This is a genomic window from Actinomycetota bacterium (assembly GCA_035536535.1).
Lineage (GTDB): Bacteria > Actinomycetota > JAICYB01 > JAICYB01 > JAICYB01 > DATLNZ01.
In genome coordinates this window covers 14,540-38,039 of record DATLNZ010000025.1, presented here as the reverse complement: position 1 = coordinate 38,039, position 23,500 = coordinate 14,540, and the positions used below count along the sequence as shown (strand labels likewise).

Annotated in this window: 24 protein-coding genes; 11 read left to right on the top strand and 13 right to left on the bottom strand. The window is 68.8% G+C overall.

Annotated features, from left to right (window positions below; all coding sequences use genetic code 11):
* Window positions 1–25: 25 nt before the first annotated feature.
* Window positions 26–1,186: an acetyl-CoA C-acyltransferase gene (locus VNE62_01930; protein HVE91048.1), complete on the bottom strand. Its 1,161-nt coding sequence runs from the start codon at window positions 1,184–1,186 to the stop codon at window positions 26–28.
* 253 nt (window positions 1,187–1,439) lie between these two features.
* Between VNE62_01930 and VNE62_01925 the strand changes: the two genes are divergently transcribed.
* The 3 genes from VNE62_01925 to VNE62_01915 all read left to right on the top strand — a co-directional run bounded on the left by VNE62_01925 (window position 1,440) and on the right by VNE62_01915 (window position 3,855).
* Complete coding sequence (locus VNE62_01925) at window positions 1,440–1,751, top strand: hypothetical protein (protein HVE91047.1); 312 nt, start codon at window positions 1,440–1,442, stop codon at window positions 1,749–1,751.
* 90 nt (window positions 1,752–1,841) lie between these two features.
* Window positions 1,842–2,216 carry a hypothetical protein gene (locus VNE62_01920; GenBank protein HVE91046.1) on the top strand — a complete coding sequence of 125 codons (375 nt, stop codon included), beginning with the start codon at window positions 1,842–1,844 and terminating at the stop codon, window positions 2,214–2,216.
* A gap of 469 nt (window positions 2,217–2,685) precedes the next feature.
* Entirely contained in the window at window positions 2,686–3,855 is a 1,170-nt protein-coding gene (locus VNE62_01915) for an N-acetylmuramoyl-L-alanine amidase (GenBank protein ID HVE91045.1), read from the top strand.
* Window positions 3,856–3,858: 3 nt separating this feature from the next.
* On the opposite strand, the gene VNE62_01910 is transcribed toward VNE62_01915, so the two are convergent.
* The 4 genes from VNE62_01910 to VNE62_01895 are packed head-to-tail and all read right to left on the bottom strand — an operon-like array spanning window position 3,859 to window position 6,099.
* The gene (locus tag VNE62_01910; protein ID HVE91044.1) at window positions 3,859–4,125 is read right to left on the bottom strand and encodes a GlsB/YeaQ/YmgE family stress response membrane protein; all 267 of its coding nucleotides are present in this window, start codon (window positions 4,123–4,125) and stop codon (window positions 3,859–3,861) included.
* 59 nt (window positions 4,126–4,184) lie between these two features.
* A complete protein-coding gene (locus VNE62_01905; protein HVE91043.1) occupies window positions 4,185–4,871 on the bottom strand; it encodes an SCO1664 family protein in 687 nt (228 codons plus the stop codon).
* A gap of 29 nt (window positions 4,872–4,900) precedes the next feature.
* The gene (locus VNE62_01900) at window positions 4,901–5,434 is read right to left on the bottom strand and encodes a DUF3090 family protein (GenBank protein HVE91042.1); all 534 of its coding nucleotides are present in this window, start codon (window positions 5,432–5,434) and stop codon (window positions 4,901–4,903) included.
* Between the two features lie 8 nt (window positions 5,435–5,442).
* Window positions 5,443–6,099 carry an MSMEG_4193 family putative phosphomutase gene (locus VNE62_01895; protein ID HVE91041.1) on the bottom strand — a complete coding sequence of 219 codons (657 nt, stop codon included), beginning with the start codon at window positions 6,097–6,099 and terminating at the stop codon, window positions 5,443–5,445.
* Between the two features lie 69 nt (window positions 6,100–6,168).
* On the opposite strand from VNE62_01895, the gene VNE62_01890 reads away from it, so the two are divergent.
* The gene (locus VNE62_01890) at window positions 6,169–8,448 is read left to right on the top strand and encodes an APC family permease (protein HVE91040.1); all 2,280 of its coding nucleotides are present in this window, start codon (window positions 6,169–6,171) and stop codon (window positions 8,446–8,448) included.
* Here VNE62_01890 and hflX read toward each other — a convergent pair.
* The gene (gene hflX, locus VNE62_01885) at window positions 8,420–9,784 is read right to left on the bottom strand and encodes a GTPase HflX (GenBank protein HVE91039.1); all 1,365 of its coding nucleotides are present in this window, start codon (window positions 9,782–9,784) and stop codon (window positions 8,420–8,422) included. The genes VNE62_01890 and hflX overlap by 29 nt on opposite strands.
* Before the next feature lie 68 nt (window positions 9,785–9,852).
* On the opposite strand from hflX, the gene VNE62_01880 reads away from it, so the two are divergent.
* A complete protein-coding gene (locus tag VNE62_01880) occupies window positions 9,853–10,809 on the top strand; it encodes an LLM class flavin-dependent oxidoreductase (GenBank protein HVE91038.1) in 957 nt (318 codons plus the stop codon).
* A gap of 20 nt (window positions 10,810–10,829) precedes the next feature.
* On the opposite strand, the gene VNE62_01875 is transcribed toward VNE62_01880, so the two are convergent.
* From VNE62_01875 to dapF, 3 genes are read right to left on the bottom strand one after another with little or no spacing between them, the layout of a single operon-like run.
* Window positions 10,830–11,636, bottom strand: coding sequence for a hypothetical protein (locus tag VNE62_01875; protein HVE91037.1), 807 nt, complete (start codon window positions 11,634–11,636; stop codon window positions 10,830–10,832).
* Window positions 11,633–12,811 (bottom strand): LL-diaminopimelate aminotransferase, encoded by a 1,179-nt coding sequence (locus VNE62_01870; GenBank protein ID HVE91036.1) that lies wholly within the window; start codon window positions 12,809–12,811, stop codon window positions 11,633–11,635. Before VNE62_01870 ends, VNE62_01875 begins: the two co-directional genes overlap by 4 nt.
* On the bottom strand, window positions 12,808–13,725 hold the full coding sequence (dapF, locus tag VNE62_01865; GenBank protein ID HVE91035.1) for a diaminopimelate epimerase: 918 nt from the start codon (window positions 13,723–13,725) through the stop codon (window positions 12,808–12,810). Before dapF ends, VNE62_01870 begins: the two co-directional genes overlap by 4 nt.
* Window positions 13,726–13,848: 123 nt before the next feature.
* Here dapF and VNE62_01860 point away from each other — a divergent pair, with 123 nt between their 5' ends.
* Genes VNE62_01860 through VNE62_01850 form a run of 3 tightly spaced genes read left to right on the top strand, consistent with a single transcriptional unit; the run spans window position 13,849 to window position 16,309 of the window.
* A complete protein-coding gene (locus tag VNE62_01860) occupies window positions 13,849–14,688 on the top strand; it encodes a hypothetical protein (protein HVE91034.1) in 840 nt (279 codons plus the stop codon).
* Between the two features lie 6 nt (window positions 14,689–14,694).
* On the top strand, window positions 14,695–15,177 hold the full coding sequence (locus VNE62_01855; protein ID HVE91033.1) for a hypothetical protein: 483 nt from the start codon (window positions 14,695–14,697) through the stop codon (window positions 15,175–15,177).
* A gap of 4 nt (window positions 15,178–15,181) precedes the next feature.
* Complete coding sequence (locus VNE62_01850; protein HVE91032.1) at window positions 15,182–16,309, top strand: J domain-containing protein; 1,128 nt, start codon at window positions 15,182–15,184, stop codon at window positions 16,307–16,309.
* Here VNE62_01850 and miaA read toward each other — a convergent pair.
* Both miaA and amrB read right to left on the bottom strand, forming a co-directional pair.
* The gene (gene miaA / locus VNE62_01845; GenBank protein ID HVE91031.1) at window positions 16,277–17,260 is read right to left on the bottom strand and encodes a tRNA (adenosine(37)-N6)-dimethylallyltransferase MiaA; all 984 of its coding nucleotides are present in this window, start codon (window positions 17,258–17,260) and stop codon (window positions 16,277–16,279) included. The genes VNE62_01850 and miaA overlap by 33 nt on opposite strands.
* On the bottom strand, window positions 17,257–18,126 hold the full coding sequence (gene amrB / locus VNE62_01840) for an AmmeMemoRadiSam system protein B (protein ID HVE91030.1): 870 nt from the start codon (window positions 18,124–18,126) through the stop codon (window positions 17,257–17,259). The genes miaA and amrB overlap by 4 nt, the downstream gene beginning before the upstream one ends.
* A gap of 49 nt (window positions 18,127–18,175) precedes the next feature.
* Here amrB and VNE62_01835 point away from each other — a divergent pair, with 49 nt between their 5' ends.
* The 3 genes from VNE62_01835 to VNE62_01825 all read left to right on the top strand — a co-directional run bounded on the left by VNE62_01835 (window position 18,176) and on the right by VNE62_01825 (window position 20,361).
* Window positions 18,176–18,712 carry a dTDP-4-dehydrorhamnose 3,5-epimerase family protein gene (locus tag VNE62_01835; protein ID HVE91029.1) on the top strand — a complete coding sequence of 179 codons (537 nt, stop codon included), beginning with the start codon at window positions 18,176–18,178 and terminating at the stop codon, window positions 18,710–18,712.
* Between the two features lie 82 nt (window positions 18,713–18,794).
* The gene (locus VNE62_01830; protein HVE91028.1) at window positions 18,795–19,442 is read left to right on the top strand and encodes a hypothetical protein; all 648 of its coding nucleotides are present in this window, start codon (window positions 18,795–18,797) and stop codon (window positions 19,440–19,442) included.
* Window positions 19,443–19,467: 25 nt separating this feature from the next.
* Window positions 19,468–20,361 (top strand): DUF2087 domain-containing protein, encoded by an 894-nt coding sequence (locus VNE62_01825; GenBank protein HVE91027.1) that lies wholly within the window; start codon window positions 19,468–19,470, stop codon window positions 20,359–20,361.
* Here VNE62_01825 and VNE62_01820 read toward each other — a convergent pair.
* Both VNE62_01820 and miaB read right to left on the bottom strand, forming a co-directional pair.
* Window positions 20,358–21,977 carry a long-chain fatty acid--CoA ligase gene (locus VNE62_01820; protein ID HVE91026.1) on the bottom strand — a complete coding sequence of 540 codons (1,620 nt, stop codon included), beginning with the start codon at window positions 21,975–21,977 and terminating at the stop codon, window positions 20,358–20,360. The genes VNE62_01825 and VNE62_01820 overlap by 4 nt on opposite strands.
* A 205-nt stretch (window positions 21,978–22,182) precedes the next feature.
* Window positions 22,183–23,496, bottom strand: coding sequence for a tRNA (N6-isopentenyl adenosine(37)-C2)-methylthiotransferase MiaB (gene miaB / locus VNE62_01815; GenBank protein ID HVE91025.1), 1,314 nt, complete (start codon window positions 23,494–23,496; stop codon window positions 22,183–22,185).
* Window positions 23,497–23,500 lie beyond the last annotated feature (4 nt).

Below are 23,500 nucleotides of genomic sequence, written 5' to 3'. Positions count from 1 at the left end.
TCGGCTCCCGTGTTGCCGGCGGCGGTCAAGACATACGCTCCACGATCATCGCCATCCCCTGTCCCCCGCCGACGCACATGGTTTCCAGACCGATGGTCTTGTCCTGACTCTGCAGGCCGTTTAGGAGCGTGCACATGATGCGGGCCCCCGTCATGCCGTACGGGTGGCCGAGCGCGATCGCGCCGCCGTGGGGGTTGAACCGCTCCGAGTACGGGTCCATCCCCAGCTCCCGGCACACCGGCAGGACCTGTGCGGCAAAGGCCTCGTTGAGCTCCATGATGTCGATGTCGTCCAGGGTCATCCCCGCTCGCTGGAGTACCGTCCGGCAGGCTTCGATCGGACCCACCCCCATGATCGCGGGGTCCAGGGCCGACACCGACGAAGCGACGATGCGGGCCAGCGGCTTGATCCCCTCGGCGCGCGCCTTCTCCTCGGACATCAACACCACGGCCGCGGCGCCGTCATTGAGCGGACAGGCATTGCCTGCCGTGACCTTTCCACCGTCGGGCTTGAACACGGGCTGAAGGCTCCGCAGCCTCTCCAGGGTGGAGTCCGGGCGCGGACCGTCGTCCACATCCACGGTGGTTCCGTCGGGCTTGGGGTACGGGATGATCTCGCGCTCGAAGAACCCGTTCTTCTGGGCGGCCACCGCCCGTTCCTGTGACCGCTGGGCGAACTCGTCCATGTCGTCGCGCGACACGTCGTAGCGGTCAGCGACGTTCTCGGCGGTCATCCCCATGGGCAGGTAGACGTTCCAGGGCGGCTTCTCCGAGACAAACTCGGGGTTGAGCGCCTCGAAGCCCCCGGGGAGGTTGTCCACGCGCGTGATGGACTCAACGCCTCCGCAAAGGAAGACGTCGCCTTCGCCGTTGCGGATCGCGTGGTATCCCATCCGGATCGCCTGCAGAGACGAGGCACAGAAGCGGTTGACGGTGGTCGCGGGGACCGTCTCGGGGAGCCCCGACAGCAGGACGGAGACCCTGGCCACGTTCATCCCCTGCTCGCCGTTCGGAAAGCCGCAACCTACGTAGGTGTCCGCGATCTGCCTGGGGTCGGCCCCGGACCGCTCCACGACCGTGCGCATGACGTAAGCGAGCATGTCGTCCGGGCGAACATCGACCAGGGATCCCTTTTTGGCCCTGCCGATGGGTGTGCGTCCGGCAGCAACGATCACGGCCTCGGGCATCGAGTGTCCTCCTTGAGTTCGTCTGCGGTCCCCGCAGAATCCTGAAAAGAGGGCACCCGGGGGAGGTGCCGCGCCCCATATTCGCGCGAAAGGACCCCCCGGTGCGCCTCCCGCGCTCCCACCGTGGGGCTGCAGGAGGGAACAGGTGTTCGGAAACTCGTTCGAAATTGACCCGACGGGAGCGGGGACGGGACGCGTTTTGACGGTCGATAGGTACGCAGCAGACGTCGCAGACACCTGGGGAGGTGCGCTCATGCAGCAGGCAACAGTCCTTCTGGTAGACGCCAGCGCCGAACGGCGCGGCTTTTTGCGTTCCGCTCTCGAAAACCGCGGCTGGGCCGTCACCGGCGAAGCCGGGAACATCGCGGAGCTCATCAACGCGTGCGCCGAGCTCGACTCGGCCCCCGCCACCGTCCTCGTCGGAGCGACCTTCGATGGGACCAGCTCCGTCCAGGTCGCTCGGATGATCAAGCGCACGTGGCCCAAGGCCACCGTTGTGCGCGAGATGAGGCCGGAGGACCAGGCGGTTCAGGCTCCCGTGCTCAGGATCGCAGCCAGCGCCTGACCGCAGCCGGTACGGGAGGGCCTTCAATGGGGGCCGCTTCCGGCACGGATGTGAGATGGCTCACTCTGTGCGTGCGTCGTATGCCCTTGCATGGGCGTCCGGGCTGTCGCCCGGACGGTGGAGGGGAGCCGGATGCGCGTACCGAGCCTCGTGTGGATGCGGCGCCACAACGTCGCGAGCCTCACCGTCAGCTTTGGACGGATCTGGCACACGGCTGACGCGGGCGACAGCCTCATCCTCGGCTACAACGCCACCGGCCGCCTCGCCCGGGTCGTGTTCCTGAACCCGGCCCAGGTCCTTTCGGGCGAGGCCGGCCCAAGACAGGCCCTGGAAGCAGCGCTGCACCTGATGCGCGGGTGCGAAGGGGTCCGGCCCGCCGACCTGGAGGTCGTCCTCAGTGCTCTGGGGAGATGCCCCGCGCAAGCTCCGGAGTCCTCCTACAGGAGCGAGTCCACAGCATCCTGAAGCGCTGATACCGGCTCGAATTTCAGCGCATTTTTGCGCGCGCTGGGCAGCGTCTGATCTATGAATTTATTGCGCGTGGCCTCCGGGTCGTTGACTCCGGCCCCTCATCAGCTGCCCCGTAGGGGCATGCCGAGGCCCGCTCCCAGCAGGCTTTCATCCACAGTTTGCACAGGTTTTCCACCGAAACACGCCCCGGAAAAGGAAAAATCGGCCGGTGCGCGGAGACCCTTCCCCTTTGCCCCCGAACCCAACCGATTTTCCTTGAGGCCTCGTCCCCGGTCTGCAGCCCGAGAACAATGACAAAGTAGAGCGAGTTTCGCGATGCGTCAATCCCCGAATTTTCGCCTACGCAGCGCGGATTGTGAATGTTCGCAACAGCGTTAGCGGTGGTCGGAAGCGAGGTAAAGAACGAAAAAGTTTTTTGCGACGGGGGTCCTTCCGAGCCGGGTCGCACCGATAGGCTTGATCGATGACACGGATGCTGCGAAGGGAGTGGGCGGCGGTTGCCCTGTCGGCCGCGTGCGCCCTGCTGGCCGGGACCGCCGTGGCCTCCGGAGGAGCAGGAACGACGACCGCGAGGGAGGTTGCCAGCCCCTCCCCGGCTGGATTGTCACCACCCGACCCGGCATCGAATCCACCGGTGACAGCCGCACCTCAAGTCCTTCCGGAGACCCCGGCGCCGCAGGGGAGCAAGGGAGTGGCGGTCACAAACGGGACCACCGAAGTGCGCTCGGCCGCCGACGCCTCGGCCCAGGTCCTGTTCCGCCTCAGGCAGGGGGTGCTCCTGCCGGTGAGCGGGCGAAGCGGCGGGTTCCTGTCCGTTCTGTCGCCCTGTCAGGCGAAGGGGTGGGTCGCGCAGGGACAGGTGACGCTTCACGCTCCCGCGACGACGGCCAAGCCCCGCTCGCTCCAGGACGCCACGATCGTCATCGACCCCGGCCACGGTGGATCCGCCAGGGGCGCCGTGGGCCGGGCAGGGACCTCCGAGGAGGATGTGAACCTGGCTCTGGCCCGCCGGCTGGACGAGCTTCTGGGGGCTCCCAGGGACATCGACAAGCGCACCGGGGCCGTCGTCGCGGGCAAGTCGCACGGGGTCCCGAGGGTGTTCATGACCAGGCAGTCCGATCACGACGCGCAGCTGGGCTATCGCACCGAGATCGCCAACTCCCTGCGGGCGCATGCCCTGCTGTCGGTCCACAGCAACGCCGCGCCGGAGATTTCCTCCGAAAAGCCGGGAACGGAGGCCTACTATCAGCGGCGGTCCCCCGAGTCCAAGCGGCTGGCCGGACTGGCTAACGAGGAGGTCGTAAGGTCCCTCACGCCGCTTCGAGCTCAATGGAAGGCCATGCGCGACGCGGGGGCCAAGTGGAGGACGTCGGCACGCGGGCAGGACTACTACGCGATCCTGCGCCGTTCCGGGGTCCCCGCGGTGATCCTCGAGGTCATGTTCATCTCCAACCCGCCCGAGGAAACACTGCTCGGCCAGCCGGAGGTCCAGGACTCGGTCGCCGCGGCAATGTACCGGGCGCTCGCGAGGTACGCCTCCACGGGTGACCCGGGGTCCGGCTTCGTCACGCCGAACCCCAGAACGTCCGCGCCGGACTCGGGGCCGGGCCCGAAGTGCGTGGAGCCTGCCTGAGCCCTACCTGAGCGCCGTCGGGGTCGCGCTACGGGACCGGACCTTGCGGTAGACCAGAAGGGCGACGACCGACCCGAGGACGGCAAGGATCCAGCCGGGCTCGTTGTCGTTGAACAGCAGCCTGCCTACGAGCCCGCCGAGCATGGCCCCCACTACCCCGAGAAGGATTGTCGCCGGGATGCTCATGGGGTCGGGCCCGGGCACCAGAAGGCGCGCGAGAGCCCCGGCGATCAGCCCCACGACAACCAGGACCAGGATGTACTGAAGCAAGTTCTCCTCCTTTTCGTAGCGATTTCCGGCGCGTCCTTACCCGTGGACGGAAAGGTCAATCACCACGGGGGCCAGGGGACGTTGTGGCCGGACCCGGGGTCCGGCAGGCGCCGGGTGCGCAGCAGCCTGTCGGCGCGCGCCCGCAGCGCCTTGACCTCCTGGATCCTGAGGAGGGCTTCCAGTGACTCGTCCACCGACTCGTCCGCCTGGAAGCGCTCGAGGTCGCGCAGGAGGTCTGGCGGGATGGGGTCCCCGGCGAAGGCCCAGATGACGGTCCTCAGCTTCGGCTCCTCGTGGAAGCCGAGCCCGTGGTCCACTCCCCACAGCTTTCCCCGCCCATCCGCGATCAGGTGCCCGGCCTTGCGGTCGGCGTTGTTGATGAGCACGTCGAAGACCGCGATCCGGAGGAGGTCCTCCGGGTGGGTCTTCAACAGGTCGTCCGGGTCCACCGAGTCGTTTTCGTGGACGAACAGCTGGACGGCGCCAAACCCGGCAACGGCTTCGCGAAGCACCGTGGGGGGAACGATCGACCACCCCAGGCAGGCGTCCACAACCCAGGCCGCCTGCTCTCGCAGGCACAGGGTGCCGTCCGGGAAGTCCCACAGCGGCGACTCTCCCCGCCGGGGTTTGTAGACGGCCAGAGCCTCGTGCTCGTCATCGCGCACCCGCGCCAGCAGCGTCGCGTTGGAGGCCCTGGGAAGGAATCCCAGCGGCTCCAGAGCGCCGCTTCTCAGCAGGTGGAGCACGCGGGGAAGGGGTGCCCCGTGGCCCCCGTCTAGCGGTGGCCGTTCTGGGCCGCGCAGAAGTGTCCTTCCGGGGTCAGTGGCTGTCCGCACAGCTTGCAGCGAGGTCGTCCGGCCGCCACGGCAGCGGCACCGGCTACGGCAAGCGACCTCATCTGGGCGGGAGCCGCCCATAGGGACACGCCCTCCCCCTCCTCCAGAGGCTCGTTGTCGTCCAGGTCATCGACGTCGTCTTCGTCGTCGTCGGCTTCTTCTTCATCGTCTTCGCTCAATTCCCGGCACTGCAGCAGGACCAGGTCGCGGTCGGGGTCAAAGCGCAGCCCCATCTGCCCCACCCGGAAACGGGGCTCCAGCGGTTCCTGCAGATCCGGCGCGACCGGGGCGGGCAGGGCCTTGCCTGGTTGCTCCTCGCCGATGCTGATGAGCAGGGCCTGGACGTGGCGGCACAGCGCGTCCACCTGCTCCTTTTCCAAAAGCAGCGTCAGCACTTGGCCGTCGACGCTCGCCTGCAGGTAGAACGTCCTTTCCCCCGGCTCCCCAACCGCTCCGGTAGTTATCCAGTCCACCCGGGACGTCAGGACCGCCCCCTCGGTCGCGGAGCGCCGGACCGCGGTCCGGAGGGAACGAAGTCGTCGTAGGCGCCGGTATCCGACAGTCGCAGGACACGCGGGAACCCGTCCCCGAAGCCGATGGCCGTCACGGATGCGTTGGCGATTACCAGGCGCTGGAACAGGTCCAGGTGCATGCCCAGATAATGCGCCGCGACGGCCTTGATGGTGTCGGCGTGGCTGACGATGGCGATGGTCCCCCGGCGGTGCCGGCCGCGGATGCTTTCGACGGCCTCAACCCCCCGCCGCTGAAGCTCGCGGATGGTCTCTCCGGAAGGGAACTGCGCCTGGGACGGGACGAACTGCACCAGCCGCCACATCGGCGTTCTGGCCACCGAAGAAAGGGCACGTCCCTGCCAGGCCCCCAGCTTCACCTCCCCCACCTGCTCCTCCACGACGACCTCCAGCTTCCGGCCCTCCGCGACGGCCTGTGCCGTCTGCAGGCACCTGTCCAGAGGACTGGAGTAAAGCGCCGCGAGGCGCACGCCTTTGAGGCGCCCGGCGAGGTCCGAAGCCTGCTGGCGGCCCTGCTCCGACAGCCCGACTCCGGGGGTCCAGCCGACCAGCCGGTGCGGCGGAAACTGGCTCTGCGCGTGGCGGATGAGCAGTACGAGCTGGCTCATGCAAGTACCCTACATCGCTGCTCCCGCCCTCCCCGCGAAACACCCCAAACCTTCGGTTAAGCTCCCTCGATGCCTTCGCGGCTGGGCTATGCAAAGACGATCCTCGTGGGCCGCCCCAAGGAAACGGCGGGGCTCGAGCACGAGCGGCTCACCAAGAAGGTCGCGCTCGCCGTGTTCGCCTCAGACGCCTTGTCCTCATCGGCTTACGCGACCGAAGAAATCCTCCTGGTTCTCATCGCCGGGGGAGCCGCGGCCCTGCAGTTCTCGATCCCCATAGCGATCCTTATCACCTGCGTCCTCGGAGTCGTCTCCTTTTCCTACCGCCAGACCATCCACGCATACCCCAACGGCGGAGGCGCCTACATCGTCGCCCACGACAACCTCGGCAAGGCCCCCGGGCTCGTCGCGGCGTCCGCCGTTCTGATCGACTACATCCTCACGGTCGCCGTCAGCGTGGCGGCGGGGGTCTCCGCTGTGGTGTCGGCCTTCCCGGACCTGCACGGGCGCCGAGTGGTGCTGGCGCTGGCGCTTGTCGCCCTGATCACCATCCTCAACCTGCGAGGCGTCAAGGAGTCAGGGCGGATATTCGCCGTCCCCACCTACGGCTTCATTGCGCTGATCGGCAGCATGCTCGCCTGGGGCCTCATAAAGCACTTCGTGATGGGACACGACCCGGGTGGTCCCATCGGGGGCCACGGGGCCGAGGAGGCGGCACAGGCATTTTCCTTCGTGCTGCTCCTGAAGGCGTTCTCAAACGGGTGCACGGCCCTCACGGGGGTGGAGGCCATCTCAGACGGCGTCCAGGCTTTTCGCAAGCCGGCCCATCGCAACGCCGCCAAGACGCTGGCCGCCATGGCGGGCATCCTAGCCGTCCTGTTCATCGGGCTCACGGTCCTCGCGCACCTGTACCGCGTCCAGGGACCGACCGAGCACCCTCACCGGACGGTCGTCGCCCTCGTGGCCCTCCGGGTGTTCGGCAACGGCCCTCTGTTCCTCGCGGTCCAGGCGGCGACGGCTCTGATCCTCATCCTGGCCGCCAACACGAGCTACGCGGACTTCCCGCGGATCGCCGCGATACTCGGACGGGACCGGTATGCGCCGAGGCAGTTCATGAACCGCGGCGACCGCCTCGCCTACTCCAACGGGATCATCGGCTTGGCGGTCTTCTCGTCGCTGCTGCTGATCATCTACAACGCCGAGGTCTCGCGTCTGATCCATTTGTACGTGGTCGGCGTCTTCACCGCTTTCACACTGTCGCAGAGCGGCATGGTCCGGCGCTGGTGGGACCACCGCAACGAAGAGTCCCGCTGGAGGCGCTACGCCCTCATCAACGGCCTGGGAGCGACTGTGACGTTGGTCGTGCTGTGCATCGTCGTAGCCACCAAGTTCCTGGCGGGGGCCTGGATCGTCGTGGTCGCGATCCCCGTCCTCAGCGCTCTGCTCAACATGACCAACCGGCACTACCGGAAGATCGCCGTCCACCTGAGGGACCCCAGCGGCAGGCCCCAGCGGGCTCTGGGCCACCACGTCGTCATGCTCGTCGGCTGGCCGGGCGACGAGGAGAGGCTGGCGCTGGGCTACGCGGAGGAGCTGCGTGGAGCGGAGCTTCACTGCGTGCACTTCGCCAAGCCCGACGACTCGCCGCGCCTGATCGGGGAGTGGAGCCGGGTGCTGGACCACGCTCCGTCACTGGAGATCGTCCCGACGAAAGGCAGCCTTCAGAAGGACATCCACGACTATGTCCGCGAGTTGCGGAGCAGGATCGGACCGAGCGCGTTTCTGACCGTGATCATCCCGGAGAGGATCCGCGGGGGCATCGGCGGGATGATCGGGACGCGCCAGACGTTCCTCGCCAAGCTGCGCCTGCTCTACACGCCGGACGTCGTCGTCACCGACGTCCCTTACCAGGAGGAGCAGCCGCAGAGCGCGCTGGAGCTGGGCAGGACGTCGCGCCACGTCTGCATGGTGACGGTCAGCGGCGTCCACAACGGGACCATGAAGGCGATCGAGTACGCGCGCTCACTGCACGCCGACGAGCTTCATGCGGTCCACGTGTCCGTCGATCCCGACGACACGCGGCGCGTGACCCTGGACTGGGACATCTGGAGCCCGGGCCTCCCGCTCGAGGTGCTCGACTCTCCCTACAGGACCCTCGCGCAGCCCATCCTCGAGCACGTCAGGTCGCTGGTGGCAGACGGTCGCACCATCGTGACGGTCGTGCTCCCGGAGTTCATCGTCAAGAAGTGGTGGCACGGCATCCTGCACAACCAGAACGCGATCGAGCTGAAGAGGATGTTCCTCTACGAGCCCAACGTGGTCGTCACGTCGGTGACGACTCGTCTGGCGTAGAACCCACCTCCACCAAGTAGGGCTCCAGGGCGGGCAGGTCCGCCATCCGCGCCCGCACCAGCACCCGGACGCCCTCGTCCTCGTGCTCGGAACGGGCGATGCGGCCTTCGTCGTGCAGCCTGGCGAGCAGAGTCCCCTGCTGGTAGGGAACGACAGCCTCCACCTCAACGACCCGCGACTCCAGCTGGGCTCCCACCGCCGTCAGGAGTTCGTGAACACCCTGGCCGCTGACGGCCGAAATGGGAATCGCCCCCGGGAACCTGTGGTTCAGGGACCCCTGCTCGCCCTTCGGCAGCAGGTCGAGCTTGTTGAGCGCGAGAACCCGCGGTGCCGTGGTCGCGCCGATCTCCGTGAGGACCTCCTCGACCGCGGCCACGTCCAGGTCGGGCTCAGCCCGCGATGCGTCCACGACGTGAAGCAGGACGTCGGCTCCCACGATCTCCTCGAGCGTGGACTTGAAGGCCTCCACCAGTCCGTGGGGCAGCTTGCGGATAAACCCGACCGTGTCGCTGAGGACGATGCTCCGCCCGTCCGGGAGCTTGAGGCGCCGGGCAGTGGGGTCCAGTGTGGAGAACAGCCTGTCCTCCACCAGCACCTCGGCCTCGGTGAGGTGGTTGAGCAGCGTGGACTTGCCCGCGTTGGTGTAGCCGACCAGTGACACCGTCGGTACCCTGCGGGTCCTCTGCTTGCGGCTGGTCTGACGCTGCCGGGACAGCGACTCCAGGTCGCGCCGCAGCTTCTGGATGCGCCGCTCGATCTTGCGGCGGTCCACCTCCATCTGCGTCTCGCCGGGCCCGCGGGTGCCGATGGGGGCCCGGCCCCCGCCACCCGTGCCCCCACCGCCGGCGGCCCCGCCGATCCTGGACAGCGCGATTCCCCATCCGCGCAGCCGCGGCAGTCCGTACGTCAGCTGGGCGAGTTCCACCTGTGTCTTGCCCTCTCTGGAGTGAGCGCGCTGGGCGAAGATGTCCAGGATCAGGATCGTGCGGTCGATGACCTTCCCGCTGATCATCTCCTCCAGGTTCCGGAGCTGGGCCGGGGACAGCTCTTCGTCGAAGATCGTGGTGTCGGCGCCCAGCCTGCGGACCTCCTCCACCAGCGAGTGGGCCTTGCCCTTGCCGATGAACGTCGCGGGGTCGGGCTTGGATCGGCGCTGAACCACGCGGCCCACGGTCTGGCCGCCGGCGGACTCGACGAGCGCGGCCAGTTCGTCGAGGCTGCGGTCGACCGACTCGGAGTGCGCGCCATCGAACTGCACCCCGACCAGAAGGACCTTCTCCGGGGGCGGGGCGGAGTCGCGAGGGGCCTCGTCTACTATTCCGCGCTGTCTCGGCACACCTCAGTATGGGCGGGGCCCACGGGCGACGTGAGCCCGCGTCGTCCCCGCCGCCGTAGCATGAGGACATGCTCGGAGTGGCGCTGAGGGACTCGGGACTGGGCCTGCGGGACGTCTGCGTCCTTGCCCGCGCCGCCGACGACATGGGGTACCGGTCGATCTGGTTCCCGGAGGTCGGCTCCCGGGACGCCATAGCTCTGGCCTCGCTCGTGGGACAGCAGACCCACAAGGCCTCCGTCGGCACGGGGGTTGTGCCGGTGTTCTCGCGCAACGTCGTGTCGCTGTGCCTCGCGGCGGCGACCGCCGCCGAGGCCACCGAGGGCAGGTTTGTCCTGGGCTTGGGGGCCGGGCATCAGTTCACGACCGAAGCGTGGTTCGACCGCGACTGGAGCCACGCCAAGACAAGGCTCCGCGAAACCGTGGAGGTGGCCCGGCGGATCCTGGCAGGCGAGCGGGTGACCCATCACGGGCAGATCACGGTGGACGGCTTCCACCTGGGGTGCGAGCCTCCTCGGGTGCCTATCTACCTCGCCGCGCTCGGACCGGCCACCCTCCGGATGGCCGGTGAGATCGCCGACGGCGTTCTCCTGAACTGGCTGCCGCCGGACGGAATGGAGCGGGCCGGGCTGCTGGCAAGGGAAGCCGCCGCCGACGCAGAACGCAGCGTGAAGGTGATGGGCTACGTCAGGGTTGCGGTCACGGAAGGGCCCGATCAGCGCGAGGAGGCCGAGCAGGCCCTGCGGGAGCACACGTACTCGTACTCGATCCTTCCGAGCTACGCCGCTTCGATGCGCAGCGCCGGACTCGGCGACGCCGTCGACCGCCTGGGCTCGGGAGACGACTCAGGGCTTGGGAAGCTCGTGGACAGCCTGTGCTGCTGGGGCGACGCCGACATCGTTCGCAGTGACCTCACCCGCTTCGAGGAGTCGGGGCTGGACGCCACGATCCTTTACCCGGTCCCGTTCGGAGACGACCCGGCCCAGAGCATCCTGCGGACCCTGCGCGCCCTGGCTCCCCGGGCCTGACGGTCCTGCACGCGCCGCCGTCAGGACGGCCGACGGGCGACGCACAGGTTGCCGGCCGCGTTGCCCTCGTGCGCATCGAGCACGTCCGCCTTTTCGGGCAGGTCCACGCGCACGGGCTTGCCGTAGTTGAAGAACTCCACGACGGTGACGTCGGTTGAGGAGATCCCGGGCCTGCGGCTCGTGATCTCCAGCCTCAGACGGCGGGCCAGCCCGGGGCCGTCCAGCCAGATGCTCAACGGCACGACGTCCACGCCGGACTCCTTGTAGCTGCGAACCGTTTGGCTCCTGAGGTCGCGCGGGAGGTGGGCGACGAGGTCGCTCACTGCGATCTTCCCGTCATACCTCGTGGTGGCCGTGCCGCGGACCTTCTCCTTGCCCTGCTGCTTCAGGTTCCTGGCCCTGCTCCCGAGCTGCAGGATCTTCTGCGGATCGCTGGGAAAGGCCGCCGAAAGGCCGGATGCGTCGGTCTTGACCCAAGCCTTTCCTGCGTAGTCACCGCGCCTGGTCTCGGGGACGCGCAGAAACAGCGACTTGCCCGACACGACCCCTTCGCATGAGCTGGGTGGGAGGGACGGCACGTTCGTCTGGAGCTTGAGCCGTCCCACGCCGCGCGACATGTCGAACGCCGAGGCCACGGACGATCTAACGCCGGCGGCTTCGCTCCCAGTGCTGCGCTCCAGCGACAAGGCCATTTCGAGCGTCCTGAGCCCGGACGCCTTGCTGGCAGCAGCGGCGACCTTGTCCCCCGGGTCGCTCGTGCAACCTGCGCCCGCCAGGACCGTCCCCAGGGTGGCGAGCGCGACCCGGCGTGCGAGTGCGGCCGTCACGCCCCGGAGGCCTCTCGGATACGGGCCAGGCCCTCATCCAGACGGTCGTCGGCGAGCGTCAGTGACAGCCGGACGTAGCCTTCGCCGTGCCGGCCGTACCCGCTGCCGGGAGTGATCGCCACCTCGGCCTCCTCGAGCATCCTCTTGGCGTAGCCCGCGGACGTCTCTCCGTCGGGGACGGGAGCCCACACGTAAAGCGATCCCCTGGGGGCGGTGACGTCGAGTCCGGAGGCGGTCAGCGCGTCCACCACGCGGTCGCGGCGGGCCTGCAGCACACGCAGCTGCCCGTCCAAAAAGTCCCGCGGCCCCCGCAGGGCGGCGATCGCCGCGCGCTGTATGGCGTTGAACACGCCGGAGTCGAGGTTGGTCTTGAGGGTGCCGAGGGCCTCGATGACCGCCGGAGACCCGCAGATCCACCCGATCCGCCATCCCGTCATGTTGTAGGTCTTAGAAAACGAGTGAAGCTCCACCGCGACCTCCGAGGCCCCGGGCACCTGCAGCACGCTGGGGGCCACGTAACCGTCGTAGGTGACCTCGGAATAGGCGGCGTCGTGGGCGAGCAGGATCTCGTGGCGCCGGCAGAAGTCGACCGCGCGCTCGAAAAACTCCAGGTCGCACGTAGCCGAGGTCGGGTTGCCCGGATAGTTGAGCCACAGCAGCTTCGCCCGGGCGGCGACGCCTTGGTCGATGGAGTCGAAGTCCGGAAGGAACCCGTCCTCGATGCGGCAGGGGACGGCGACGGGCGTGCCGCCCGCCAGCCTCGTCCCGACGTCGTAAACCGGATATCCGGGGTCGGAGCACAGGGCCACGTCCCCTTCGTCGATGACCGCCCAGGGCAGGTGCGCCACACCTTCCTTGGACCCCCACAAAGGCAGGATCTGGTGCGAAGGGTCGAGCGACACGCCGAAGCGGGCCGAGAACCAGTCGGAGATGCCCTCCCGCAGTTCCGGAAGTCCGTAGTAGGAGGGATACCGGTGCGTCGCGGGGTCGGCAGCCGCCTCCTGCAAGGCGGCGACGATGTGGGGCGGCGTCGGGAAGTCGGGATCGCCGATGCCGAAGGAGATGATGTCGGCGCCCCGGGCCTTCAGCTCGCCGATCATCCTGTCGATCTCCGCGAACAGGTAGGGCGGGATGTCGCGGACGCGGGCCGCAGGTCGAAACACCGCACTCTTCATCTGACCTCCTCGAGCGGCCGGACCCCCGCCGAGGACAACCATCGCGAATCCAGCCTGCCCTCGAAGACCTTCTCGGCCGGACCGCTCATCCAGACGACGCCGTCGGGCGTCCAGTCCACCTCCAGGGTTCCGCCCGGAAGACGGACCTCGACCTGCCGCCCGGTGCGACCCAGGAGCGCCGAAGCCACGGCGGCCGCGCAGGCCCCCGTCCCGCAGGCCAGGGTCTCCCCGACCCCCCGCTCCCACACGCGCATCTGGATCGCCGTCTGCGACAGGACCGTCACGAACTCCACGTTTGTGCGTCGCGGAAAGGCCGCGTGCCGCTCGATCTGGGGGCCGAGCGTGGTGACGAGACGGTCGTCCGGAGTCCGGCCGAGGTCCTGTGCGAAAACCACAAAGTGGGGGTTTCCCATGGAAACCCCCGTGCCCTCCACGACCCCGAACCCGGGGGTCTCGACACCGACGAGCGTGGCCGGGCCGGTTCCGGCCATGGGGACGTCCTCACAGTCCAGACCGGGAGCCCCCATCTGCACGGTCACGCGCTCCGGCCTGGCCGCGTCGATGCGCACCAGCTTCACCCCGTCGCCCGTAAGGATCCGATGCTCACCCGGCGCGATCCGTCCGGTCTCCAGGGCGAGGACCGCCAGGCACCGGATCCCGTTGCCGCACATCTCGGCCGGAGCGCCGTCGGAGTTGTAGTAGTCCATCCTGAGGACCGCGCCGGCGGCGGCGGTCTCGGGGTCGGCGTGCGGGGCGATCAGCCGGATCAGGCCGTCGCCGCCCACGCCCCTCCGGCGGTCGCACAAGGCCGACACCAGCGCCGGCACCAGCGAGCCCGCTGGGCCCATGACGCGGTCGTAATCGGCCAGCATCACGAAGTCGTTGCCGATGCCGTGGTACTTGGTGAAGTCCATTCCGAGCCTCCTGAAGGGTCCCGAAAGCCTAATCGCAGCGGGCGGGGCATCAGAGCCTTGTGTCCCGGTGTGTCTGGTGCTTTATTTGTCATCCTTTGTGAACTTCTGAGGCAGGAGGATTCGATGTCGGCGATGCGTAGGCCGGTGCAGCTGCGTGGGAGGGCGGGCCGCGACCAGATACGGCTGGACGCCCCAGAGGCAGATCTGGTGTCGATCTCGCAGATGAATCTCGAGAGGGACCTGGAGGGCGCCGACGCCGCCATTTCGTCGTCGGTCCTGATCGCGGAGCAGGACCTCGTCACCCGCACCTGGTTTCACGAAGCCAACCGTCGCCGGGCTCACGTCCTTCTGGGGCGGCTCGAGAAGGCGGTCGCATCGGGCCGCCTGCGCAGGGCCGAGCACGTCCGGATGCTGTTCCTGGCCGCGGTCCAGGGGGACCGGGTTGCGCGCGCCAAGGCGGCCGCGCGCCGGCGGGGCCTGCGCATGGAGCGGGCCGGGCGAGGTCCGCTGCTGGACCATCCCGTTTTGCACCAGCAGCGCCGACTGGCCTGGAGGATCTACCCCCTGGAGGGCTTCCACGGAATCGAACTGCCCGAACGGGCCGCCCGCGTCAAGGCGGCATGGGACACCGAAGGCGGGGTCTTCGACCGCTACTACCTCGCCGACGAGGTGCCGGAACCCGCCTCGGCCGCCGTAGGGCGCCTGGTGACCCTGCATGCCGCCAAGGCCGGGTCCGCGGCCGCCGTCACGGCCGGGCGGTCCGCCGCCACGGGTGCCGGCAGGGCGGCCGGTGCACTGGCGGGCGCCGCGGGTCGAGTGGCCTCGGCGATCGTATCCGCGCCGGCCTTGGCCTCAGCCGCCACGTCACGGGCGATCGTGATGCCGGATCCGTGCCTGATCGGAGTGATCTCCCCGGACGGGCGGTCCGGGGAGTGGTTCATCCTCGACCGCTGGCGCCACTAGACGAACATGCTCGGCGAGCGCGTGATTCCCGCTACCGGATTTCCTGCCGGCACCAGCCGCACCAGGCTGGACTTCGACGGCGGGCCGTGGCTGTGGGGTTTTCCCCTGTCCCACACAAGCCCCTGGGCGGAGCTCGGGTGCGCCGCCGGGATCGGCCTCCTGCTGGGCGTCCTGGGCCTGCCGGCATCCGATCCCGTCCGGTGGCTCGGCTGGATCCCCTGGGCTCTGCTGACCCCAGTGGCGGCCGTCGTTTGGGCGGCGACCTGGGCGGCCACGGGGGCCGGGACCTGGGTCCTCGGCCCCCACCTCCTCGGACCGCTCGGCTGGGCCCTGCTCAGCCTCGTGGTGGCGGACATCCTTCAGGCGGTGCTCCCCCTGAGCTTCACGCGCAGGTGGCTTGCGACCGCGGTCGCCTCGCCCGCGCTCGCGGCCGGGGTCGTCTGGGCGCTTTCGCATCTTCCGTGGCAGCGCCTGCCATGGTCGTCCTAGCGCGGTGTCCGGCCTCCCGCCTCTCGACCACTACCGGCTGCTCGGCGTCCGCAGCGACGCCCCACCCGACGAGATAGCCGCCGCGTACAGGCTGCGCGCCCAGGTCTGCCACCCAGACCGACTGTCGTCATCGTCTCCCGCAGTACTTGCAGCAGCCGGGCAGCTCATGTCGCTTCTGAACGAAGCGCGCGACACGCTGTCGGATCCCACCAAACGAGCCGTCTACGACCTGGACCTGCGAAGGACCCCGTCCGGACCCCCTGCATCCCCCCCCGCGGCCGCGAAGACTCCGCCGCCACCGGTGCCCCTGCGCGTCGTCCCGGAAGTCGTGGAGGTGGCGGACGTAACGCCGGGCGAACCCGTCGTCGCGATCTTCGCCTTCGAGTCCTCCGTTGCTCAGGACTCGGGACCCTCCGTCGCTCCGGCCCCCGGGGCTGGACCGGCCGTAGGCGTCGAGGTCATCGCCCGCTCCTCGCGCAGGGCCCGGGTCCGCGTTCGCCTCGACACCAGCCTGCTCGCCGAGCACCGGCGATATGCCATCGACCTGCCGGCCCGGTGGGGGACGGCGTCTGGCACCGTCCGGTTCGTGGTCCACACCACCGAGCTTCAGGTGTGGACGGAACCGGAGGCGGCGCGGGGCCGGCATCCTTCGTCGCGAGCGCGGCGGATCTCCGGGCGCGAGCGATGGAGGCGGGTGTCCCACTGGGCGACAGGGGGGCTGGTGGTTCCGATCCTTCTTGTCGCGCTCGCCAGAGGACGGCTTGGGTTTCGCCCGGGCCAGGCGTCCGGGTGGCTCCTGACGGCCGGTGTGGCACTCACGGCCATGGGCCTGTACCCGCTCGTCGTCAGCCGCGGGTTCAGCCGTCCTCTGGTCATGCGGCGCGGGCCGGGCACCGCCGGATCCGCAGTGATGTGGCTGGGCAGAAGCGTGCTGTGGGCCCTGGGCCGGTCGGCCGACGCGGCCCTGCGCGCGGGGGCCGAGATCTCGAGGCGGCAGCGCGACGCCGCGAGGACCAGCGACTGGGCCGGGTCGCGTACGCGCCCGATGGCCGCACGACAGAGGCTGCACGCTCGCACCAGGCGCCAGCGGCTCCGGCGGTCAGCGGGCCGCAGGGTGGGCAGCCGGATCTGACCCCTCCCCCGGTGCTGCCCGCGCAATCAGCTCTACGATTCGCCGGCGGGCCGACTCCCAACCCACCTCCGACGCGTCGACCCACTCGATCCGGGGGTCGGCGCGGAACCAGGACAGCTGCCTCCTGATGAAGCTTCTGGTGTTGCGGACCAGAAGGTCCCGCGCCTGTTCCAGCGGCAGGCCCGACTCGAGGTGCTCGAGCATCTCCTTGACGCCCAGCGCCTGTCTGGCCGTCCGTGAGATCCCTGCGTCCAGTGCGGCGCGAACCTCTTCGAGAAGCCCAGCCTCCAGCTCCTCGCCGATTCTGCGGCCGGCCCGCTCCAACAGCTCCTCCCGCGACCACGTCAGGCCCGCGACCATCACCGAATACGGTCCCTCGCGGCGCTCCCATGCGCCGCGCAGCTCGCTGGGGGGACGGCCGGTGAGTTCCAGGATCTCCACCGCCCTGACCACCCGCCTGCGGTTGCGTGGATCGATCCGGGCCGCCGACTCGGGATCGGCCAGCGACAACCGATTGTGAAGCTCGTGAGGGTCCTGACGCTCCAGCGACGACCTCAAGGCCGGGTCGGTGGGAGCGAATTCCAAGTGGTCCACGACCGCCCGGAACCACAGCCCGGAGCCGCCGACGAGCATGGGAAGCCCGCCTCGCGCGTGAATGCCGGCTATCGCGTCTCGCGCCGCCTGCCGGTAGGCGACGGCGGTGTAGTCGGCCGAGGCATGGACGACATCGAACATGTGGTGCGGAACAAGCCGCCGATCCGAAGTGGAAGGCTTGTCCGCCGCGATGTCCAGCCCCCGGTACACGCCCATGGAGTCGCACGAGACGATCTCGGGCTCAACGCCCGTCGATCGCAGTTCGAGCGCGACCTCCAGGGCCATGCGCGACTTGCCCGATGCGGTGGGACCGACCAGCGCCGCGAGCGGCGGCCGCTGCCCGAGGGTTCCCCTCACCACCCCTGCGGGGCGGCGGATGCCTCCTGGGTGGCCTCGGCCCCCACTGAGGCGTGCTGTGGCTCATGCTCGCCCTCGGCCAGCGTGACCTCCCCGACGAGGTAGCCGATGCCGAAGGGGGCCTCGTAGGACAGCACGCGCCCCGTCACCGTCCGCCCGTCGAACGCCCCTCCCATCACCAGCATCGGGACAAACCCGCACTCGGATGCGTCCCGCACCATCTCCGTCGGGATATCCAGCAGGTCGTTGAGCCGGCCCCGGGCGACCGCATCGCGCACCCGGGCATCGAACTCCCTGGCCCTCGGCGAGTATCCGTGCGGCGAGTCGGGAACGACCCGGTGCGAGAAGTTGGCCGAGGCAAGGATCATCACGTCGCCCCTGACCATCGCGGCCGCCTTTGCGATCGCGGTGCCGAACAGCCAGTGCTCCTCCCAGCCCGCCATCGAAAGGGACACCGGAACTACCTGGATCTCGTCTGACTTCAGGAGGTACAGCGAAGGAACGGTGATCCCCCTGTCCAGCTGCCAGTCGCCGTCCATCCGGCCCACGGGAAGCCCCATCCTGGAAGTGACGTCCACGATGGCCTCCGCGAGCTCGGAGTCCACCTGCACCTCCACGGTCACGTCGGGCGCCTGGAACCTCTCCATCGACCCCTGCAGCCGTCCCGCGTCCCAGACACCGAATGCCTCGGCGAGAAACGGGCTGTGCGGAGACACGACCACGCAGGTGCGGGGGCCGCGCAAGCCAATGAGCATTCCGAGCTCGCTCATCGCCTCGCGCGTCTGAGCTGCCTTGGCCGCCCGTGGCGACACCTCTGGGACGAGGTTCGGCGAGTGGGGTACGACGCATCCGTATGTAAGCCCCACCAGGCCCCCTTGGCGCGAATGGTTCCGGTCGAACAGTAAGAATAGGGGCGTGGCGAATCTGAAGCGAAGCGACCTGATCGACGGCGTCCTGATCGTGGACCTCCAGGGCCGCTCCGACGAGCGCGGACGGTTCATGGAGACGTTCCGCCAGGAGTGGTTCGAGGGCCGGCCCCCGCTCGTCCAGGGCAACCGTTCCGACTCCCGCCGCGGCGTGCTGAGGGGACTGCATTTTCACCGCCACCAGGCGGACTACTGGTACGCGCCGTTCGGACGGATCCTCGTGGCGATGCACGACCTGAGGAGATCCTCCGGCACCCGGGGGGCCAGCCAGTGGTTTGAGATCGGAGAGGGGGCCGAGCTCGGCGTGTACATCCCGCCCGGGGTGGCCCACGGCTTCCAGGCCCTGACGGACGCGACCCTCACCTATCTCGTCGACCGCTACTACGACCCGTCGGACGAAAACGGGCTGGCCTGGGACGACCCCGACGCGGGCATCCCGTGGCCGCTTGCGGACCCGATCCTGTCGCCGCGGGACATGGACAACCCCAAACGCCAGGAGATCCCGGAGGAGAGCCTTCCGGAGTAGCCCCTCGCCGCCCGAGGCAGGACTTGACCGCTCCGCGAGCGAATAGAACTGGCAGGAACGGGGGCCGAGTCTGGGGGGAATCGTGAAGAGAGTCTTCGTGTCTGTCGCGTCTCTTCTGGCAGTTCTGGCGGGGACGGCGCCTGCAGGCGCGAGTACGTCCTCAGGGACGGCCGGGTACAGGCAGTATCTGAACCTGACCATCTACTCGCCCGTGCCGCAGGGGTCGCGCTACATCGAGCTGAGGGTGTCCCGTCACACCGGCGGCTCGCTTTCCTCGCCGGGCACTGTGGACGCGGTGACCCTGGAGTACGGGCGGATGATCGATTTCGTGTCGAGCCCATGCTGCTCGGGGACCGAGTCCCTCTTTGCCAAGCAGACGCTTGCGGCGACCGCGATGGTCGCCGACCCGGTCGGCAACTCGGTCTCGCTGGACGTGACCCTCATCGACACTCAGCAGCAGGCCCATGCCTTCAGCCTGGAGATCTCCCGGCCCAAGTACTCAAACGTTGACAACGAGGGGCTGCCGAACGCATACGCCGATCCAAGTGGCGCCGTGGCGGCCTCCGGGGACTTCACCTACGGCATCGAGCGGTATGGCTACGGCGTGAGGGGAATCGCGGCCGACCGTCCCTTCAGCGCCTCGGGACCCTGCCAGTCCCCGTGTGACTCTGCGTATGCGAACTTCTCCTCTGGGCTGGCCGGCAGGGAGCTGAACGTCACCTCGCCGTGAAGCACTGGGCACCGGTCGCGTCACATTGAAGGAGACTCGCCCCGAAGTCAGTGCTGCTGTCTCCTGCGGATCCTCGGCCCACACCATCGTCTGGGCCGAGGGCCGGCTGCTGGCCCCCGACCATGACGAGACTGCGGAGCTGACGGCGCTGGCGCTGGGGGCCGACGCGCCCTACTGCGTGCTCGTGGCCGCGACGTGGAGCCGCGGAGGAGTCGACCTCGTCTCGCTACTGGGCACAGACGAGGAGAACCCGCGCCGGCAGGGTCTCCGGCGCTCTGTCCCACAGGGGGCCCGATCGACGGCGCCCCAGGTGGTGACGTGGGCGAACCCCCCGGGTCCGGGAACTTCATCAGGTCGCCGGCAACCCGCCCCCCACGGGCTAGTGACGTGGTCCCACCACCACGGCCGACGCCTGGAGGAGCTAGAGGCCCTGTGGGCACTTCCGGAGCCCATACGTCATCGCATCGTGCTGGACGAGGTCCTGCGCAGGGCCCCCCACCACGAAACGCTTGTCGGGATGCTGACCTCGCTGGAACAGGGGACAAGCCGCCTTACGAAGGAGATCTTCCGCGAGGCCTCGCGGGTCCTGCGCAAGGATGGCGCGATCCTGGGCACGGAGGACGGCGGCGACGACGGGCTCGTCCTCGCGCGGTTCTTTGAAGGGGACCGGCTGCGGGAGATTCCGGCGAACCTGACCAAACGCAGGCTCGTCCTGCGCCGTCTCGCGAAGGGCTTCCGCACCGGCAGGGCCTACTCGGAGGCCGAGGTCAACAGGATCCTGAATCAATTCCACCCGGACCACGCCGCCCTGCGCCGGTACCTGATCGACGAGGGCCTGCTTCACAGGAGTGGCGGAATCTACAGCGTCCCGATCGGCCGGCCCGACCCCTGGGACGAGGCAATTCCCGCCCGCGACTAGGACCCCGTCAGCTTCTCGCGCAGAGCCTTCTTGTCGAACTTGCCCACGCTGGTCTTCGGGATCTCCTCCACGAACTCCACCCGGTCCGGAAGCTGCCACTTCGCGACCGACTCCCCCAGGTGGCCCAGAATCTCCTCCGCGGTCGGCGACTCCCCCGGACGCGGCACCACTATGGCTACCGGACGCTCCTGCCACTTGGGGTCGGGAACTCCGATCACCGCCGCCTCCGCGACCTTCGGATGGGCCATGATCCGGTTCTCGAGGTCCACCGAAGAAATCCACTCGCCGCCGGACTTCACCAGGTCCTTGATCCGGTCCACGATCCGCACGTAGCCTTCCGGGTCCACGACGGCCACGTCGCCCGTGTGCAGCCACCCGTCGCGGAAGCTGTCCGAGCCGGTCTCGTCACGGTAGTAGCCGGAGGCGATCCAGGGGCCGCGCAGGCAGATCTCGCCCATGGTCGAGCCGTCCCACGAGACTTCGGCCCCCGAGCCGTCCACGACCTTCATGTCCAGCCCCGGTACGAGCGTCCCCTGGGTGGCCCGCAGGTCCAGGACGCCGTCTTCGTCCAGCACGGCCGCCAGATGGGACTTCACATGCGCGCGGGTGGCGAGCGGGCCCGTCTCGGTCATGCCGTAACCCTGCTGGATCGTGACTCCGAACCGGTCGCGGTACGCCGCGATGAGCGAGCGCGGAACGCCGGACCCGCCGCATGCGATCCGACGCAGGGAGCCGAGTCCTCCGCTGCCCGCCGCCTCCAGGACCCCCAGCCACACAGTGGGGACGCCCGCCGCGATGGTGACCCCTTCGTCCCGGATAAGCCGAACGACATCCGCAGGCGTGGGCGCCGGGCCCGGGAGCACCTGCTTCGCACCGGCCATCGTCGCCGACAGCGGGACGCCCCACGCGTTGGCATGGAACATCGGGACGACCGGCAGGACCACGTCAGCCTCGGATATGCCGTGCACGTCCGTCAGTCCGTGGACCAGGGTGTGCAGGTACATCGCCCTGTGGGAGTACACGACCCCCTTCGGCGCCCCGGTCGTTCCGGACGTGTAGCACATGAAGGCCGCGCGGCTCTCCGAAAACTCCGGCCACCGGATGACCGGATCGTGCGCCTGGACCTCGCGCTCGTAGTCGGCGACCTCGGCCCCCGTGGCCTCGGCGAGCTTGAGCCGGGACTCCGGCCTGCTTTCGCCGTCCGCCCCCATCAGCACGTACAGCCGGGGGGCGGTCAGCGAATTCGCGATCATCAGCCATTGCGGAAGCAGGTCCTCGTCCAGCAGGACCACCTCGTCGTGCGCGTGGTCCACGATCCAGGCGACCTGCTCGGGGAACAGGCGGACGTTGATCGTGTGGCATACGGCGCCCATACCCGGGACGGCGAAGTAGGCCTCGAGATGGCGCCGGTGGTTCCACGCGAAAGTGCCGACCCGCGTTCCCGGACCCACTCCAGCGGCCGCGAGGGCGGCGGCAAGACGTCCACTGCGCTCGTAAACCTCGCCGTAGTTGCACCGGTGAACGCCACCGGACGCACGGGAGACCACCTCCCGCTTTGCGAACAGCCTCGCCGCGCGCTGCAGCAGCCCGATCAGCAGCAGCTGGGTGTCCATCATCAGGCCGTCCACCGCTACTCCTCGGTGAGCTTCATCGTGTACAGCTCGGCGTCGCCCTCAACCAGCGTTACCGCCAGTACCCCTCTATCCAGCAGGCGCGCGAACTCGGCCCCCAGCCAGTCCTCGGCCTCCTTCTGCGACGCGAACTGCTCGGACTCACCGGCGGCAGAGGCCGGTGACTGCCGATACAGCCATCGAAACGCGGTCAGACCGTGGTCCCGGCCAGGTAGTGCGCGTGCGCGTCCACCACCCGCGCCCGCACCATTTGTCCAGGCTCCGGGCCATCCGCTGCCACGTGGATGAGCTTGTTGGTGCGGGTTCTGCCGGTGGCACGCTCGGCATCGGTCTTCGACGCAGCAAGCTCCACGGTCGCCTCGACAGTGACCCCCAGGAGCTCGCGGTTCTTATCAAGGGAGATCCGCTCCTGGGCCCTCACCAACCGGTCAAAGCGCCTCTGGACAACGCCCTTCGGCACCTGCCCGGCGAATTCGGCGGCGGCCGTAAAGGGCCTCGGTGAGTACTGGAACATGTAGGCGGAGTCGAACCGGACCTCTTCCACGAGCGACATCGTGTCCTCGAACTCGTCCTCGGTCTCCTCGGGAAACCCCACGATGATGTCGGTGGTCATCGCCAGCCCCGGAATCAGCTCGCGGGCCATGGCGACCTTGTCCAGGTAGGTGCGGCGCGAGTACGCCCGCTTCATGCGCCGCAGACAGCTGTCCGACCCCGACTGGACCGGGAAATGCAGGTGCTCGCAGACGCTGGCGCACTCGGCCATGGCCCGCGCGGTGTCCTGTTTGAAGTCCTTGGGGTGAGGAGACGTGTATCGGACGCGCCGGAGGCCGGGGATCTCATCCAGCGAGTACAGCAACGACGAGAAGATGGGGCGTCCGGCGATGTCCCGGCCGTAGGAATTGACGTTCTGGCCGAGCAGCGAGACCTCGGTGATCCCGTCGTCCACCAGGCGGCGCACCTCCTCGACCACTTCCGCCGGGGGCCTGGACACCTCGCGGCCCCGGACGTGGGGCACGATGCAGAACGAGCAGGAGTTGTTGCACCCGTACTGGATGGCCACCCAAGCGTGAAAGGCGGACCCACGTCGCGCAGGAAGCGCCGACGGGAACATTTCGAACGCCTCAGCCAGTTCGACCACGGGAACTCCGGCCCGCTCCACCGATGCCAGCAGAGCCGGCAGCCGGTCGATGTTGCGCGTACCGAACACCACGTCGACCCAGGGAGCGCGGTCGCGGATCCCGTCACGGTCCTTCTCGGCGAGGCATCCGCCGACGGCGATTTTCAGCCCCGTCTTCTGCTTCACGGGCTTGAGCTTGCCCAGATGCCCGTAGAGGCGGTTGTCCGCGTTCTCGCGGATGGCGCAGGTGTTGAACACGGCGACGTCTGCGTCCTCAGCATCCTGGACCCTGCGGTACCCGGCCACCTCCAGCAGCCCCGCCATCCGCTCCGAGTCGTGCTCGTTCATCTGGCAGCCGAAGGACTGCAGGTAGTAGGTCCGGGTCATCCGA

Bases quoted from the DNA above. Each gene is read 5' to 3' on its own strand.
- VNE62_01925 (HVE91047.1), top strand. From the start codon at position 1,440: ATGCAGCAGGCAACAGTCCTTCTGGTAGACGCCAGCGCCGAACGGCGC.
- miaB (HVE91025.1), bottom strand. From the start codon at position 23,496: ATGACCCGGACCTACTACCTGCAGTCCTTCGGCTGCCAGATGAACGAG.
- VNE62_01820 (HVE91026.1), bottom strand. From the start codon at position 21,977: ATGATGGACACCCAGCTGCTGCTGATCGGGCTGCTGCAGCGCGCGGCG.
- VNE62_01890 (HVE91040.1), top strand. From the start codon at position 6,169: ATGCCTTCGCGGCTGGGCTATGCAAAGACGATCCTCGTGGGCCGCCCC.
- dapF (HVE91035.1), bottom strand. From the start codon at position 13,725: ATGGACTTCACCAAGTACCACGGCATCGGCAACGACTTCGTGATGCTG.
- VNE62_01880 (HVE91038.1), top strand. From the start codon at position 9,853: ATGCTCGGAGTGGCGCTGAGGGACTCGGGACTGGGCCTGCGGGACGTC.
- VNE62_01920 (HVE91046.1), top strand. From the start codon at position 1,842: ATGGGCGTCCGGGCTGTCGCCCGGACGGTGGAGGGGAGCCGGATGCGC.
- VNE62_01870 (HVE91036.1), bottom strand. From the start codon at position 12,811: ATGAAGAGTGCGGTGTTTCGACCTGCGGCCCGCGTCCGCGACATCCCG.
- VNE62_01860 (HVE91034.1), top strand. From the start codon at position 13,849: ATGTCGGCGATGCGTAGGCCGGTGCAGCTGCGTGGGAGGGCGGGCCGC.
- VNE62_01855 (HVE91033.1), top strand. From the start codon at position 14,695: ATGCTCGGCGAGCGCGTGATTCCCGCTACCGGATTTCCTGCCGGCACC.
- VNE62_01895 (HVE91041.1), bottom strand. From the start codon at position 6,099: ATGAGCCAGCTCGTACTGCTCATCCGCCACGCGCAGAGCCAGTTTCCG.
- VNE62_01930 (HVE91048.1), bottom strand. From the start codon at position 1,186: ATGCCCGAGGCCGTGATCGTTGCTGCCGGACGCACACCCATCGGCAGG.
- VNE62_01915 (HVE91045.1), top strand. From the start codon at position 2,686: ATGACACGGATGCTGCGAAGGGAGTGGGCGGCGGTTGCCCTGTCGGCC.